The organism is Nocardioides ginkgobilobae, from assembly GCF_054781275.1.
The window spans coordinates 100,254-113,903 of record NZ_BAAGUS010000004.1; the positions used below are offsets into that span (position 1 = coordinate 100,254).

The following is a 13,650-nucleotide window of genomic DNA, read 5'->3' on the forward strand; positions in this document are numbered from 1 at the left end:
CGCACACTAGAACCTGTTTTGACACGCGTCAACGAACCGAGGTGGAGGCCATGAAGACCCGAGTCAGCTGCCCGTGCGGCACCGTCATCAAGGCCGAGGACGAGGACACCCTCGTGGAGCAGACCCAGGCGCACCTCGCCGCCGAGCACCCCGGCATGAGCTACGGCCGGGACGAGATCCTCTTCATCGCCACGTGAGCGCCACCGGGGAGACCCCAGCCGGTCCGCGGCGGGCGATCGTCGTCGGCGGTGCCTCCGGCATCGGGGCGGCGGTCGCGCACCGCCTCGCCACCGACGGGTACGCCGTCGTCGTGGCCGACCGGGACGCCGAGGCGGCCCGTGCGGTGGCCGCGGCGCTGCCGCCCGTGCCCGGCGCCGGCGGCGCCCACGAGGCGCGCGGCGTGGAGGTCACCGACGAGGCCTCGGTCGCGGCGCTGTTCGAGGACCCGGCCATCGGCGACGGCGAGCTGTGGGCGGTGGTCAACAGCGCCGGCACGAGCACGCTCGGCACGGTCCGAGACCTGCCGGTCGCGGAGTTCCGTTCAGTGGTCGACGTCAACCTGACCGGCGGGTTCCTGGTCCTCCAGCAGGCCGCCCGGCACGTCGTGCGCGGGGGAGCGGTGGTCAGCCTGACCTCGCTCAACGCCCGGCAGCCCGGCGGCGGGATGGGCGCCTACTGCGCCGCCAAGGCCGGGCTCGCGATGCTCACCGAGGTCGCCGCGCTCGAGCTCGGACCTGCCGGCATCCGCGTCAACGCCGTCTCCCCGGGGCTGGTCGTCACCCCGCTGACCGCCCCGGCGATGGACATCCCGGGGGTCCGCGACGACTACGTCGCCAACACCCCGCTCGGTCGCCCGGGCACGCCCGAGGAGGTCGCGGCCGCGGTGTCGTGGCTGGTCTCGGAGGAGTCCGCGTGGATGACCGGCGAGGTCATGGACCTCAACGGCGGGGCGCACACGATGCGCTACCCGGACCTGCTCGGGCACGTGGACCGGATGCGCGCGGGGCTCGAGGGATGAGCGCACCGGCGGGAAGTGGCGTGGAGGGGTTCGCGGGGCAGCACGCGATCGTCACCGGGGGCGCCTCGGGGATCGGGGCGGCGCTGTGCCGGGCGCTGACAGCCGCTGGGGCCACGGTCGTCGTCGGCGACGTCGACCTCCCCGGCGCCGAGGCGGTCGCCGCGAGCTGCCCGGACGGTCTGGCGACGGCCCGACACCTCGACGTGACCGACGCGGCCGCGGTGCAGGCTGCGGTCGACGACGTGGTCGCCGCGCACGGCCGGCTCGACCTGATGGTGAACAACGCGGGCATCAGCTGGGGCTCGCGGACCGAGGACCTCAGCGTCGCGCAGTGGGACACGATCATCGACATCAACATCCGCGGTGTCGCGCACGGTGTCGCAGCGGCGTACCCGGTCATGGTGCGGCAGCGCAGCGGCCACATCGTCAACACCGCCTCGATGGGCGGGCTGATGCCGTCGGGGCTGATCACGAGCTACTGCATGACCAAGCACGCGGTCGTCGGGCTCAGCCTGAGCCTGCGCAGCGAGGCCGTCCACCACGGCGTCGGGGTCACGGCGGTCTGCCCGTCCGCGGTCGAGACCCGGCTGCTGGACACCGGGGGCCAGGGCGGCTTCGACGGTCGCCGGTTCTACCTCACCGGCCAGGGGATGAGCCGTCCGCTCGACCCCGACGACCTCGCGCGCGCGGTGCTGCGCGGCGTGCAGCGCGACGACGCGCTGGTCATCGCTCCCGCCCGCTCCAAGATCACGTACGCCGTCGGGCGGTTCGCCCCCGGCCTGACCCGGCGCCTGACGGCCCGCTTCGTCCGGCAGCAGATGGAGGCCATGTCGTGAGCGGCCCCGGCGCCACCCGCTGGTTCCCCGAGCTGGCCGGCTACGGCCTGGCCGGCCACACCGACTCCCCGCGCGACGTCGTCGCGGAGGCCCGGCTGGCCGAGGAGATCGGCCTCGGCTCGCTGTTCCTCTCCGAGCGCTTCAACGTCAAGGACGCCGGGGTCATGGCCGGCGCGGTCGCGGGGGTGACCGAGCGGATCGGCATCGCCACCGCGGCGACCAACCACGTCACCCGTCACCCCCTGGTCACCGCCACGATGGCCGCGACCGCACACCGGATGAGCGGCGGTCGCTACGCCCTGGGCCTGGGCCGCGGCTTCGACGTGCTCTTCGACCTGATGGGGCTGCCGCGGATCACCGGCGCGCAGATGGAGGACGCCATCGGCATCTACCGCCGGCTCTGGCGCGGCGAGGCGGTCGTGGGCCACGAGGGTCCGGCGGGCACCTACCCCTACCTCAACCAGGACAGCTCCTTCGATGAGCGGATCCCGGTGCTGATGATGGCCATCGGCGACCGGTCCCTGGAGCTCGCCGGCCGAGTGGCCGACGGCGTAGTCCTGCACACCTTCCTCACCGACGAGTCGCTGGCCCGGATGGTGCGGGTCGTGCGCGGGTCCGCCGAGCGCGCGGGCCGCGACCCCGCCTCGGTGCGGGTCTGGTCGGTGCTGGCGACGGTCGAGGACTCGATCCCCGAGGAGGCCCGCCTGCGCAAGCTGGTCGGGCGGCTGGCGACGTACCTCCAGGGCTACGGGCAGGTGCTCGTGCAGGCCAACGGGTGGGACCCCGCGGTGCTCGAGCGGTTCCGCACCGACCCCTTCGTCACCGGGTACGGCGGCGCCTTCGACGCGATCGGGACCACCGAAGACCTTCAGCAGCTCGCCGACCGGCTGCTCCCGGCGGAGTGGCTCGCCGCCTCGGCGACCGGCTCGGCCGCCCAGTGCGCCGCCCGGGTCCGGGACCAGCTCGACGCCGGCGCGGACTCGGTCGTCCTCCACGGCGCGACGCCGACCGAGCTGGCGCCGGTGCTCGACGCGTGGGCGCAGGTGCGCCCCGACGGGCTCGACGTGTTGCCCGCCAACCCGGGGTGGACGGCGTGAGCGCGCCCGGCTGGGCGGTCTCCGCCCGCGAGGACGTCACGCCTGCCTGGCTCTCCGACCTGCTCGGGCTCCGGGTGGACGACGTCGAGGTCACCCAGGTCGGCACCGGCCAGATCGGCACCTGCTACCGGCTGCGGCCGACCGGCGCGCGAGAGCTGCCCGCAAGCCTGCTGCTCAAGCTGCCCGACCCCGGGTCCCGCGAGCTGCTGGCCGGGGCGTACGCCATGGAGCTGATGTTCTACGACCGCATCGCCCCCACGCTGTCGTGCCGCGTCCCGGAGGTGCACGGCGCGCGGATCGAGCCCGGCACCGGCTGGTTCGTGCTGCTGCTGGAGGACCTCGCTCCGCTGGTCCAGGGTGACCAGGTCGAGGGTGCGACCCCGGCCCAGGTGCTCGACGCCGCGGTCAACCTCGCCGGCCTGCACGGCCCGCGCTGGTGCGATCCCTCGCTGCTGGAGCTGCCCGGGCTCACCCTCAACGACGAGGACAGCGTCGCCCTGCTCGAGGAGATGTACCCCTCGACGCTCGACCTGTTCGTCGAGGGCCTCGGCGACCTGCTCGACGCCGAGACGGTGGCGACGCTGCGCGACTGCGTGCCGCTCACCCGGTCGTGGCTGCTGGGACGCCCCGAGCGTTTCGGCCTCGTGCACGGCGACTACCGCCTCGACAACCTCATGTTCACGCCCGGTGGAGGGCCCGGTGAGGTGGCCGCGCTCGACTGGCAGACCCTCTCGCTGGCGCTGCCGGCGCGCGACCTGGCCTACCTCGTCGCGACCTCGCTGGAGCCCGACGTGCGCCGGGAGGTGGAGCGCGACGTCGTCGCGGCCTACCACAGGCGGCTGGTCGGGCTCGGGGTCGAGGACTACGACCTGGGGACCTGCTGGGAGGACTACCGGTTCGGTCAGCTGCAGGTCCCGCTGGTGGCCACCTTCGGCTGCGCGTACGGCGCCCGCACCCCACGCGGGGACCGGATGTTCGCCGCGATGGTGCGGCGCTCGGCCGCCGCGATCCGGGACCTGGGGACGCTGGACCTGGTGTGACCGGGCCCTGGCGGTGGGCCGTCAGGCCCGCTGGCGGACCTCGGGGGCGAACCGGCCGGCGAAGGCGCGCAGCGGCAGGTCGGCGCTGGTGACGATGCCGGGGCGGGCCTCGTGGACGGCGCGGACCGCGTGCAGTGCCGGCATGCCGGTGACCGTCATGGCCAGGCTGGCGAAGTCCTCCGGGCGGGACAGGTCGTTCCCGGGGCCGGGGAAGATCATGTGCTTGTTGTAGACCTGCGGGTCACCGGTGACCTGCGTGACGTAGCAGCCCTTGACGTCCCAGCTGGGGTTGGTGAAGGGCGTCATCTGCCACTCCAGGTGGGTCTCCACCCGCGCCACGCCGTCCACCACGCCGACGTACTTGATGTAGGACCCGCCCAGCGAGCCCTCGGGCAGGTGGTACCACCCGAGGTCGACGTCCTTGGTGCAGGCGCCGAGCTCGTGCTCGAACCGGATCTCGTCGAGCTGGAGCCCGAACGCGTCGGCCTGGAGCTGGACGGAGTCGGCGAAGACCTCGGTGTACTTGCGCAGCATGCCGGGCAGTGCCGGGTCGTCGACCGGGCGGCCGTAGCCGACCTCGCGCCAGGTGTCGGCGGAGTGGTGGCAGGAGACGTCGACGGACTCGATGGTCGTGACATTGGTGATGTCGGCGACGTCGGAGGTGCAGACGATGCCGAGGACCTGGTTCACGCCGGGGTTCATGCCGGTGCCGTAGAACGTCGACCCTCCGCGCTGGCAGGCCTCCTCGATGACCTCGCTGACCTTGCGGCCGCTGGGGTGCGGGTGGTTGGCGTCGCGGTGGAAGCCGGTGATCCAGTCCGCGGTGGTGACGACGTCGATCCCGGCCTCGAGGACCGCCACGTAGAGGTCCTCGTCGGGGAAGACACCGTGGAAGGTGAGCACGTCCGGCCGCGCCGCGAGGATCTCCTCCACGGTGCCGGTGGCGAGCACACCGACCGGGTCGAGGCCGACGATCTCGCCGGCGTCGCGGCCGATCTTGTCGGCGGTGTAGCAGTGCAGGCCGACCAGCTCGAGGTCCGGGTGGCGCTGGATGCGGCCGATCATCTCCGAGCCGAGGTTGCCCGTGGCGACCTGGAAGAGGCGGATCGGGGTGGTGGGGCTCATGCCTGCTCCTGCGGGGTCGAGGGGGTGGCGGCGGGGTAGAACTGCTGCGCCCACGTGCGGAGCGCCGTGAACCCGGCGTACTCCCCGCGCGAGAGGGCGGCGGGGGAGGCGTACTTCTGGTGCGACCAGATCACCAGGTCGGCCTCGACCTGCTCGATGACGCCGCGGGCGTGCTTGTCGGCGCGCTCGGAGTGCTCGCTCGTGTCTGACTCGCGACGGCCGATCCACACGCTGAACCGCACGTCGCACGTCGCGTCGTCGACCGGCGTGGTGGCCAGGACGGTGCGGTTGTCGACCATGCCCCAGGACTTGGTGACCGACATGCCGATGCCGCAGTTGATCGCCTCGACCCCGGAGTCGATGTCCTCGATCGAGCCGCCGGCGTCGCGCTGGTCGAAGGTGATGGTGAAGTCGACGTAGGAGATCGGGTCCTGGAACTCCTGGCGCGTGAAGCGCGGGACGATCGGCACCTGGTGGACGTACTTGAAGTGGGCGAAGTCCACACCGTTCTCCAGGACGTACTGCGGGTGCAGCTCGAGCCCGGTGTCGAGCAGCCGGTTGTGCTCGCAGCCGGGGTAGTAGGCCTCCGCCCCGCGCTCGGCCTGCCCGTCCTCGGTGTCGCTGGCGAAGCCTGTGAAGACGTCGGGCACGTCGAAGTGCGGTGGCCTGCGGTCCACGTCGTGCCAGACGTATATCGACTCGTTGCGTTCCACGACCGGCATCGTGTTGATCCGGCGGCCGAGGTTGGGGTGGTCCTCGTAGGGGATGCAGGTGTTGCGCCCCTGCTCGTTCCACTCCCAGCCGTGGAAGGGGCAGCGGATCCGGTCCTCCACCACCGTGCCGCCGTACCCGAGGTGGGCGCCCAGGTGCTCGCAGTAGGCGTCCATCACGGTGACCCGGCCCGAGGCGCCGCGCCAGACCACGAGGTCGCGACCGAAGTAGCGCATCCGGTGCACCCGGCCGACGGGGACCTCGTCGGACCAGGCGACCTGGAACCAGCCGGTGGGGTTCATCGGGAGCGTCGGCTTCACGACTCGCAGTAGAACACGTTCTATGTGGCGTGCGCCACGGTCGCGCCCCTGCGCTGGCGCCCGCCCGGCCACACCGCGGGGTGGTTTCGTCTGGCCTGGTCGCGCGCAGCCTGAGCCGATGGCTGAGAAGGGGCACACGCCGCCGCAGGGCGTGCAGAAGGTCGGGAAGCGAGCGGTCCGGTGGATCGAGGACGGCAAGGCCGGCAAGAACTTCACCGACACCGGACGGCGGCGGGCACACCAGTTGGCGAACGGCGAAGCCCTCAGTGATGAGGAGGCCAAGAAGATGCGTGCCTACTTCGCCCGGCACGAGGTCGACAAGGACGCGAAGGGGTTCAAGCGGGGGACCGAGGGGTTCCCGTCACCGGGCCGGGTGGCCTGGGACGCCTGGGGTGGCGACGAGGGCAAGCGCTGGGTCGGGACGCTCGACCTCTGACCGGTCGACTGGTGCTCAGCGCTCGGGCAGCAGCGAGAGCAGGTCCTCGCCACCGACGAGCACGCCCTCGGGTACGCCGATGGCCGGCGTCTCGCCCGGGGCGCCGCCCCACGGGTCGGCCGTGAGCCGGACCTCGCGGCAGCCGTAGTCGTCCACGGAGGCGGCCACCAGCCGGTCCTCGGGTGTCGCGAGGACCAGCAGGTAGCGCGGGCCGAGGTCGGCGGTGCACGCCTGGTCGCCTGCGGGCGGGGTCAGGGCCTCGACGCGCTCGACGAGCCGCGGCAGGTCATCGGGAGCGAGCAGCGCCGGGCGCGTGGCTCGCTCCCAGAGGAAGTACGCCCCGTTCTCGTTGCGCTCGGGCTGGTCGACGGCCTCGTACCGGCACACCCAGGCGCGGTCGACCTCGGGCAGGGCGGGTGAGTCATCGGCTGCGGAGTCGGTGCCGAAACCGTAGCCGCGGTCGTCGGTGGGTTCGGGCAGCTGGCGGGGGCAGGGTCCACGCTCGTCCAGCAGGGCCAGGTCAGTGCCGCTGCCCCCGCCCGGGTCCGTGCCGATTCCAGGCTCGGAGTCGCCGCACGCGGCCACGACGGCGAGCAGGGGTACGGCCAGGGTCGCCGCGGCGATCCGGCGGAGCTGGGGGTGCATGCTGCTGGGACGCGGTCCGGTCATCACGGGTTCCCTTGGCTCGGTCAGGCTGCGTCGTACTCGAGCCGGAAGGGCGGTTCGTAGAAGTCGATGGCGATGACACGGTGCCGGGGCTCCTCCTGGAGGGGTGCGGCGCTCGCCTCGGTGACTTGGCGGGTGCCGGTGGTGTCGCGGAGGTAGACCTGGCCGTGGGGGTCGCGCCAGAGCTGGATGCCGGGCCAGGGCATGGCGCTCTGCCAACCGCCGTGGGTCTTGAGCCGGTGGTGGAGCGTGGAGAGCGGTGCGAGGTTGTGCAGCCCGGTCTGCGGGCGTGGATCGGAGTCGGGTGGTCCGTCGGGGTCCCAGGGGACGACGTGGTCGAGCTGGACGGTGGGCCCGGTGGAGGCGGTGGTGCCCCAGGGGAAGGTCTCCGTGGGGGCGAGGAGCTGGACGGCGCGGCGGTGGCGGGCGGGCACCTCGTAGGACTCCACCGGCGCCAAGCCCTCGGGGTGGAGGACCGGTCTGACGTCGAAGCGGGCGTAGCGGCCGAGCACCTCGCGCAGCCAGGTCTCGCTCACGGGGCCGTGGCCCTCGACCCGGGCGATCCGGTCGAGCTCCTCGCCCTCGGCGGTGACTTCACGGGGCCCGCCATAGACGTGGACGACCAGCGACACCGCCGGCAGCAGGTCCCGCAGGTCCAGCGTCCCGAGGTCCGCGCCGGGTCCGTCACCGGGCGTTCCAACGCTCTCCCCACCGGTTGCGCCACTGCCTGCGTGACTGCCCGCGTGGCTGCCTCGGTCGTCCGGGTCGTCGTGCCCGGTCGCTTGGCCTGCATGGCCAGCGGCCAGGATCGCGACGGCCTGGACGCGGAGCTGGTCCATCGTGGGACCGGTGTCCTCGGGTCCGCTCGGCGCGGGCGAGCGGTCACTGAGGTGGGCCTGGAGGCGGTGGGCCAGGGTGGTCACGGCGTGGTCGAGGGCGTCGATGACCGGCACGGGGCCGCGGATCATGAAGGTCGCCATCCCTGAGGTCTCCTCCCCGGCGCGGCGCTTCAACGCCCGCGCGAAGGTGGCCTCCGCGGCGCGGCGTTCCTTCTCCTTCGCGACCTCGGGTGCGGCGGCGGCGACCTTGCCGGCCACGAGGTCCTCGAAGTGGGTCCACGGGATCCGGCCGTCGGCTGCCTCGACGACCTCGGCGTCGACCCACCCGGCCTGCTCGACGGTCAGGTCGCGGGTGCGCTCGGCGACGTGGATGGCGTAGGAGTCACGCACCTCCAGCGCCTGCACCCGCGCCCACAGCAGCGGCAGCCGCAGCTTCAGGTCCAGTGCCGCGGCCATCACCTTCCGCCCGCCATGGGTGGTGCGACCGATCCGAGCCCCGAACTCTGCCGCGGCGAACTCAGTCACCACCGGCGTCCCCGGCCCCCCGATCAGAGTTGCCCGCTCCCGTCCGGGCTTGCCTGCTTGCTGCGGGTCGAGCCGGTCGGCCGGGTGCGCCACCGCCCACTCGTAGGCCAGCACCAGCAGCTGCGCCCCCGCCCGCTGCGCCAACCGCGCCCACGCCCCGGCCCGCACCAGGACCTCCTCCTCGCACAGCTCGCTCGCGGGCGGACCCGGAGCGACGACGGAGGTGGTGGACATGACTCCATCCAAGCCGTGACCACCGACATTCAGCTCAGCGCAACGCTGCCGCAGCGGTCTTCAGCGATCTGACGAGTGGTCAGCTGCGACGCCAGCAGCCGAGGGGGTCCGGACCCGGCCTGAACCCCGCTGCCTCGGCGCGTCGGACGGCGTCGGCGAAGCCTCGGGCAACTGACGCAGAATCATGAGCGTCACTGGCGAAGGTGATCGAGTCGCCGCCTTCCTCGTGCCACCACTTCAGCACCTCTAGATGTAGAGGGACCTTCGTGTTGAACTCGAGCGCCTTGCCGGCGCCGGCCAAGAGCCGAAGGACGTGTCGATACTCGTCTTCGAAGTCAGTGGGTCTGTACGCGTCGCCGTCCGCCGGCCACTGCCGAACGGGATAATCGATGTGCGCGAGTGTCTCGAAGTCGTCGAAGTGCTCGATCATGAGTGCCGACTCGATGAGGTAGTCGCGAACGGCCTGGCCCGGGTCGTCGTCGGCGTATCTCGCGGAGAACTCGACGAATCCTGGCCCCGTGTCGAGGCGAGCGGAGTGGACCCCCGCGAGCACGTGGTCGAACGCCCCTGCCTCCAGAAGCCACGACGCCTCATCAACATGCCAATGCGGCTCGCTCAGTTCGATTCCCGAGTAGATGCGAAGACCCGGGTAGCGGTCTCTGCATTCGTCGAGGCGCTGGGCATATCCCTCGAGGTCGAACGGTGGCGGCAGGAACACGCCCTCGTCCACACGGTCTTGCCACTCCTCAGGGACGGGCATCTCCGGGGGCAGCGTCCATCCGGTCATGTCCGCGTGCTCGGTGAAGGTCACTGAAGGCAAGCCGAGCGCTGCGGCGCGTTCGCAGGTGCGTTCCATCGAACCGTCCGGCGCGTCCCACGACCACTCGCTGTGAACGTGACTGTCCGCCGGAAGTCCGAATTTCGTGCGGACCGACGGAGGCATGGCAGGCATGGCAGGCATCCTTGCTCGTCGCTGGGTCGGGAGCGCAAGCCCCCGCGCCGGGTGCCTAGTGTCGACCTCCGCTTCGACCGACGGGATGCGGGCCGGGCCCACTGGCGGCGCTAACCTGCGCCGGTGACGGAGCAGGCGGACGAGGGAGCGCGCGGCTCCTTCCGGCGCGGCCTGCGGCTGGGTGTTCCGTTCGCGGTGGTGGGGTTCTTCCTCAGCGTCTCCTTCGGGGTGCTGGCGCGCCAGGCCGGCTTCAGCGTCGCGCAGGCGAGCGTGACCGCGATGATCGTCTTCGCGGGGTCGGCGCAGTTCGCAGCGCTGTCGGTCGTGGGCGTCGGCGGTGGCATCCCGGCCGCGCTGACGGCGGGCAGCCTGATGAACGCACGGTTCCTGGCCATGGGCATCGCCCTCGCGCCGTCGCTGCCCGGAGGCCCGCTCAAGCGCGCTGCCCAGGGACAGACGGTCGTCGACTCCTCGTGGGCGCTGGCCAACCGCGGCGACGGGACCTTCGACCGGTGGCTGCTCTTCGGGACGACGGTCCCGCAGTACGCCGCGTGGACGCTCGGCTCGGTGGTCGGTGCCGTCTTCGGCGACGCACTGGGTGACACCGAGCGGCTCGGCCTCGACGCGATCTACCCCGTCTTCTTCCTGTCGCTGCTGTTCGCCGAGCTGCGGGGCCCCACCTCGCGACGCGTCGCCCTCGCCGGCGCACTGGTCGCGCTGGCGCTGGTGCCCGTCACCCCGCCCGGCGTGCCGATCCTCGCGGCGAGCGCCGTGGCCCTCGTCGGTGTCGTGCGGAGGTCGGGGTGACGCTGACCTACGCAGAGGTGTGGTGGCTGATCCTCGGCCTCGCAGCCCTGACCGCGCTCATCAAGGCTGCCGGGCCTGTGCTCCTCGGTGGGCGGACGCTGCCGCCGTGGTCCTCGCGCGTCATCGTCCTCATGGCGCCGGCGCTGCTCAGCGCGCTGGTCGTCACCGCGGTCCTGGCAGAGGGGCGGTCCTGGTCGGTGGGGGCGCACACGGTCGGCGTCGCCGTGGCCGGCGTGATGCTCTGGCGGCGCTGCTCGCTCATCCTCTGTGTCTCGGTGGCGGTGCTGGTGACCGCCGGGCTCCGGGCGCTGTGACCGAGCCCGGCTCGCCGACCGGCCGTGCCGAGCGGGATCAGCGCGGCGTCGATGCCGACGGCACGAACGCCGGGCCGTGCCCGGGGACGACCAGGTCGGCGACGGCGAGGACCCGCTCGCGCTGCTCGCGCAGCTGGTCGCGGTCGGGGGCGTAGGGGTCGTCGGCCGGGCCGTCGCCGGTCCACCACAGGTGGGTCAGGGCGACGACGCCGTCGGGCGTGCCGACGAGGGTGGTGAGGTCCTGCGGCGTGTGGCCTGGCGTCTCGAGCAGCCGCACGCCAGGAGTCAGTGCGAGGCCGTCGGCCTCGCGGATCTCGACGGTGTCGCGCTGCACCAGCCAGCGGAAGTCGTGCACCGGCACCTCGGGGAAGAGCGCGATGTTGACGGTGTGGTCGAGGTGGTGGTGGCTGACCACGATGTCGGTGACGTCCTCGGGCGCCACGCCGAGCTCGCGCAGCGGGTCGAGGATCTGCGCGCGGGCCGCGACCATGCCGGGGTCCACGACGATGACCCTGTCCCCGTCGCGCACGAGGCAGACGGTGCCGGCGACGTGGGGGAGCCGCGCGTACCCCTCGACCAGCACGTCGAGCCGGGCCGTGCGTGCGAGGCCTGCCGCGTCACCGGTGCTGTCGCCCATGACGAGACCCTAGCCAGCCTGCAGGAGGACGGGGCCGGCGCGGGGGAGCGGCCGAGCGAGGAGGCCCACCGGCGCACGCGTCGTCCTGCCCGCGTGAACCAGTCGTCGTCGCCGTCGGCGCGCATCTGCCGGAAGGTGTAGGCCCACCCGGCCAGCGCGAGCGGCACCAGCAGCAGCGCCAGCGGCTGGGTGAGCGAGATCGAGCGCATCGTCGTCATCACGATGAACACCAGCGCCGGCCAGCACGCGGCGCGCTGGATCGTCGCCCAGGCGTACCTCGGCCTCGTCCCGCGTACGGCGGAGCGCCGCCGCAGCCCCGCGATCAGGAAGATCCCGTACGCCAGGTCCAGGGCCAGGCGCACCCCGAGGAAGAGCGGCGAGCTCACCGCCGCCGTCGGGATGAGCGTCTCCACCACCTGTCCGGGCTCCATGGGACCAGCCTGCCGTCCCGGGGGCCGGAGTGGGAGTCCCTGCGGGGTGGTCCGAGGCCGGCCCTCGGGGGTGGGTTCGGGCCCCCGGGTTGGGGGGACGTGCCTTACTGGGTGGACCGAGGCAGCACGAGCCCGTCGTGCCGGTCGCCCACCGAGGGGGTGCCATGCCAGTCCCGAGCAGCGACGCGCGGCCGGCGCAGACCGCCGGAGTCCCGGGCGCGCTCCTCGACGCCGGCGGCCGTCTCGTCGACGAGCTCGTGCTGGCGGCGCGCCAGGTGGCGGACCAGGCGCGGGCGTCGGGGGAGGCGCTGCGGCGTCCGAGTGCGGGCGTGCTGTTGCTGCTCGTGCTGTGGGCGGTGGGGATCCTGGGCGACGCCGCCACGACGATGCTGATGATGGGGACCGGTCGCTTCGAGGAGGCCAACGTCGCGGCCGCCTCCCTCATGAGGGTCTTCGGGGTGACCGGCTGGGTCGCGCTGTCGTCGCTGGTCTGCGTCGCGATCGCGTCCCTGACGCTGAGCCGCCCGCGCGGCACCTATGCATGGACGGCCGCCGCGGTCGGGCTCCTCGTCTGCCTGGGCAAGGTCTGGACGACGGTGTCCAACGCGCTGTTGTGGTGGACCGCCTCGGCCTGACCGACCGACGGCGTACGACAGCGAGGGCCGTCACCGCCTGCGTGAGGCGCACGCGATGCACTCGCGGGCCGCAGGCCGGGCCTCCAACCGGGCGGGGTCGATCGGCTCGCCGCAGCCCTGGCACACGCCGTACGTCCCGACCGCCAGGCGCGCGAGGGCCGCGTCGACCTCGGCCAGGTGCTGCTCGAGCCGGCGCGACAACGAGGTGACCTGAGAGCGCTCGAACGCGATGGTGTGGCCCTCCGGGTCGTGCTCGTCGTCGGCGTTGCTGTCGCGGGAGGCAGCGACCGTCTCCTCGAAGTCGGCTGCCAGCCCGTCGAGTCGCCGCACCACCCGTGCGCGCTCCTCGAGCAGCGCCGCACGCACGGACTCCGGCATGCGCGGGGGAGACCCGCCCGCACTCCCTCCGACCTCCTCCACCCGTCCATGCTCGCAGAGACGACCGACAGCGCCGCCCCCTCGTCGGGTACTGGGCCGTCGGGGTGGTGCGCCGGGCGACCTGGACGACCACCGTGGTCACCGCGGGACACACCCTGACGAAGTCTTGATCGATTCAAGAAAAGGTGGCAAGGTCGCCGTCATGCACCACCTGGACCCCGAGAGCATGCTCCGAGGCGCGCAGCTGCGCGTCACGCGGCCGCGCCTCGCGGTGCTGGAGGCCGTGGGGAGGCAGCCCCACCTCGACACCGAGTCGGTGATCGCGGCGGTGCGCGCCGAGGTGGGCTCGGTCAGCCACCAGGCGGTGTACGACGTGCTCCGCGCGCTCACCGAGGCCGGTCTCCTGCGCCGGATCCAGCCCAGCGGCTCGGTCGCGCGCTACGAGGCGCGGGTCGGCGACAACCACCATCACGTGGTGTGCCGCGGCTGCGGCTCGATCGCCGATGTCGACTGCGCCACCGGCGCGGCCCCGTGCCTCACCGCGTCCGACGACCACGGCTACGCCATCGACGAGGCCGAGGTCGTCTACTGGGGCACCTGCCCCACCTGCTCCTGAACAGAACCGTCCTGCACACCCCTTCGAAAGGCA

Annotated in this window: 17 protein-coding genes; 10 read left to right on the plus strand and 7 right to left on the minus strand. The window is 72.7% G+C overall.

Annotated elements, in window-relative coordinates; genetic code table 11:
• Nucleotides 1-50: 50 nt before the first annotated feature.
• The 5 genes from ACYVID_RS05575 to ACYVID_RS05595 are packed head-to-tail and all read left to right on the plus strand — an operon-like array spanning nucleotide 51 to nucleotide 3,991.
• Complete coding sequence (locus ACYVID_RS05575) at nucleotides 51-197, plus strand: DUF1059 domain-containing protein (protein WP_300643156.1); 147 nt, start codon at nucleotides 51-53, stop codon at nucleotides 195-197.
• Nucleotides 194-1,018, plus strand: coding sequence for an SDR family NAD(P)-dependent oxidoreductase (locus ACYVID_RS05580; RefSeq protein ID WP_460735239.1), 825 nt, complete (start codon nucleotides 194-196; stop codon nucleotides 1,016-1,018). Before ACYVID_RS05575 ends, ACYVID_RS05580 begins: the two co-directional genes overlap by 4 nt.
• Nucleotides 1,015-1,854, plus strand: a complete 840-nt coding sequence (locus ACYVID_RS05585) for an SDR family oxidoreductase (protein ID WP_460735241.1) — start codon at nucleotides 1,015-1,017, stop codon at nucleotides 1,852-1,854. The genes ACYVID_RS05580 and ACYVID_RS05585 overlap by 4 nt, the downstream gene beginning before the upstream one ends.
• Nucleotides 1,851-2,951 (plus strand): TIGR03857 family LLM class F420-dependent oxidoreductase, encoded by a 1,101-nt coding sequence (locus ACYVID_RS05590; RefSeq protein ID WP_460735243.1) that lies wholly within the window; start codon nucleotides 1,851-1,853, stop codon nucleotides 2,949-2,951. The genes ACYVID_RS05585 and ACYVID_RS05590 overlap by 4 nt, the downstream gene beginning before the upstream one ends.
• Complete coding sequence (locus ACYVID_RS05595) at nucleotides 2,948-3,991, plus strand: phosphotransferase family protein (protein WP_460735245.1); 1,044 nt, start codon at nucleotides 2,948-2,950, stop codon at nucleotides 3,989-3,991. The genes ACYVID_RS05590 and ACYVID_RS05595 overlap by 4 nt, the downstream gene beginning before the upstream one ends.
• Nucleotides 3,992-4,012: 21 nt before the next feature.
• Here ACYVID_RS05595 and ACYVID_RS05600 read toward each other — a convergent pair whose 3' ends face one another.
• Both ACYVID_RS05600 and ACYVID_RS05605 read right to left on the minus strand, forming a co-directional pair.
• Complete coding sequence (locus tag ACYVID_RS05600) at nucleotides 4,013-5,116, minus strand: NAD(P)H-dependent amine dehydrogenase family protein (RefSeq protein WP_460735247.1); 1,104 nt, start codon at nucleotides 5,114-5,116, stop codon at nucleotides 4,013-4,015.
• Nucleotides 5,113-6,147, minus strand: a complete 1,035-nt coding sequence (locus ACYVID_RS05605) for a Rieske 2Fe-2S domain-containing protein (protein ID WP_460735249.1) — start codon at nucleotides 6,145-6,147, stop codon at nucleotides 5,113-5,115. Before ACYVID_RS05605 ends, ACYVID_RS05600 begins: the two co-directional genes overlap by 4 nt.
• Nucleotides 6,148-6,265: 118 nt before the next feature.
• On the opposite strand from ACYVID_RS05605, the gene ACYVID_RS05610 reads away from it, so the two are divergent.
• The gene (locus tag ACYVID_RS05610) at nucleotides 6,266-6,583 is read left to right on the plus strand and encodes a hypothetical protein (RefSeq protein ID WP_460735251.1); all 318 of its coding nucleotides are present in this window, start codon (nucleotides 6,266-6,268) and stop codon (nucleotides 6,581-6,583) included.
• A 15-nt stretch (nucleotides 6,584-6,598) separates the two neighbouring features.
• Here the strand turns inward: ACYVID_RS05610 and ACYVID_RS05615 are convergent, their stop codons facing one another.
• The 3 genes from ACYVID_RS05615 to ACYVID_RS05625 all read right to left on the minus strand — a co-directional run bounded on the left by ACYVID_RS05615 (nucleotide 6,599) and on the right by ACYVID_RS05625 (nucleotide 9,808).
• Complete coding sequence (locus ACYVID_RS05615; RefSeq protein WP_460735253.1) at nucleotides 6,599-7,252, minus strand: hypothetical protein; 654 nt, start codon at nucleotides 7,250-7,252, stop codon at nucleotides 6,599-6,601.
• A 20-nt stretch (nucleotides 7,253-7,272) separates the two neighbouring features.
• On the minus strand, nucleotides 7,273-8,847 hold the full coding sequence (locus tag ACYVID_RS05620) for a DUF222 domain-containing protein (protein WP_460735255.1): 1,575 nt from the start codon (nucleotides 8,845-8,847) through the stop codon (nucleotides 7,273-7,275).
• Between the two features lie 79 nt (nucleotides 8,848-8,926).
• A complete protein-coding gene (locus ACYVID_RS05625; RefSeq protein ID WP_460735257.1) occupies nucleotides 8,927-9,808 on the minus strand; it encodes a PHP domain-containing protein in 882 nt (293 codons plus the stop codon).
• 114 nt (nucleotides 9,809-9,922) lie between these two features.
• Here ACYVID_RS05625 and ACYVID_RS05630 point away from each other — a divergent pair, with 114 nt between their 5' ends.
• Together ACYVID_RS05630 and ACYVID_RS05635 are read left to right on the plus strand one after the other, a co-directional pair.
• Nucleotides 9,923-10,606, plus strand: coding sequence for an AzlC family ABC transporter permease (locus tag ACYVID_RS05630; RefSeq protein ID WP_460735259.1), 684 nt, complete (start codon nucleotides 9,923-9,925; stop codon nucleotides 10,604-10,606).
• Entirely contained in the window at nucleotides 10,603-10,920 is a 318-nt protein-coding gene (locus tag ACYVID_RS05635; RefSeq protein WP_460735261.1) for an AzlD domain-containing protein, read from the plus strand. Before ACYVID_RS05630 ends, ACYVID_RS05635 begins: the two co-directional genes overlap by 4 nt.
• A gap of 37 nt (nucleotides 10,921-10,957) precedes the next feature.
• Here the strand turns inward: ACYVID_RS05635 and ACYVID_RS05640 are convergent, their stop codons facing one another.
• On the minus strand, nucleotides 10,958-11,557 hold the full coding sequence (locus ACYVID_RS05640; protein ID WP_460735263.1) for an MBL fold metallo-hydrolase: 600 nt from the start codon (nucleotides 11,555-11,557) through the stop codon (nucleotides 10,958-10,960).
• 595 nt (nucleotides 11,558-12,152) lie between these two features.
• Between ACYVID_RS05640 and ACYVID_RS05645 the strand changes: the two genes are divergently transcribed.
• The gene (locus tag ACYVID_RS05645) at nucleotides 12,153-12,623 is read left to right on the plus strand and encodes a hypothetical protein (RefSeq protein ID WP_300643184.1); all 471 of its coding nucleotides are present in this window, start codon (nucleotides 12,153-12,155) and stop codon (nucleotides 12,621-12,623) included.
• 30 nt (nucleotides 12,624-12,653) lie between these two features.
• Here ACYVID_RS05645 and ACYVID_RS05650 read toward each other — a convergent pair whose 3' ends face one another.
• Nucleotides 12,654-13,001 carry a TraR/DksA family transcriptional regulator gene (locus ACYVID_RS05650; RefSeq protein WP_460735265.1) on the minus strand — a complete coding sequence of 116 codons (348 nt, stop codon included), beginning with the start codon at nucleotides 12,999-13,001 and terminating at the stop codon, nucleotides 12,654-12,656.
• A 202-nt stretch (nucleotides 13,002-13,203) separates the two neighbouring features.
• Between ACYVID_RS05650 and ACYVID_RS05655 the strand changes: the two genes are divergently transcribed.
• Nucleotides 13,204-13,617, plus strand: a complete 414-nt coding sequence (locus ACYVID_RS05655; protein WP_460735267.1) for a Fur family transcriptional regulator — start codon at nucleotides 13,204-13,206, stop codon at nucleotides 13,615-13,617.
• The last annotated feature ends 33 nt before the right edge of the window (nucleotides 13,618-13,650 follow it).

Coding starts and splice junctions, on each gene's coding strand:
- ACYVID_RS05575 (WP_300643156.1), top strand. CDS start 51: ATGAAGACCCGAGTCAGCTGCCCGTGCGGCACCGTCATCAAGGCCGAG.
- ACYVID_RS05585 (WP_460735241.1), top strand. CDS start 1,015: ATGAGCGCACCGGCGGGAAGTGGCGTGGAGGGGTTCGCGGGGCAGCAC.
- ACYVID_RS05600 (WP_460735247.1), bottom strand. CDS start 5,116: ATGAGCCCCACCACCCCGATCCGCCTCTTCCAGGTCGCCACGGGCAAC.
- ACYVID_RS05610 (WP_460735251.1), top strand. CDS start 6,266: ATGGCTGAGAAGGGGCACACGCCGCCGCAGGGCGTGCAGAAGGTCGGG.
- ACYVID_RS05615 (WP_460735253.1), bottom strand. CDS start 7,252: ATGACCGGACCGCGTCCCAGCAGCATGCACCCCCAGCTCCGCCGGATC.
- ACYVID_RS05620 (WP_460735255.1), bottom strand. CDS start 8,847: ATGTCCACCACCTCCGTCGTCGCTCCGGGTCCGCCCGCGAGCGAGCTG.
- ACYVID_RS05625 (WP_460735257.1), bottom strand. CDS start 9,808: ATGCCTGCCATGCCTGCCATGCCTCCGTCGGTCCGCACGAAATTCGGA.
- ACYVID_RS05640 (WP_460735263.1), bottom strand. CDS start 11,557: ATGGGCGACAGCACCGGTGACGCGGCAGGCCTCGCACGCACGGCCCGG.
- ACYVID_RS05645 (WP_300643184.1), top strand. CDS start 12,153: ATGCCAGTCCCGAGCAGCGACGCGCGGCCGGCGCAGACCGCCGGAGTC.
- ACYVID_RS05650 (WP_460735265.1), bottom strand. CDS start 13,001: ATGCCGGAGTCCGTGCGTGCGGCGCTGCTCGAGGAGCGCGCACGGGTG.
- ACYVID_RS05655 (WP_460735267.1), top strand. CDS start 13,204: ATGCACCACCTGGACCCCGAGAGCATGCTCCGAGGCGCGCAGCTGCGC.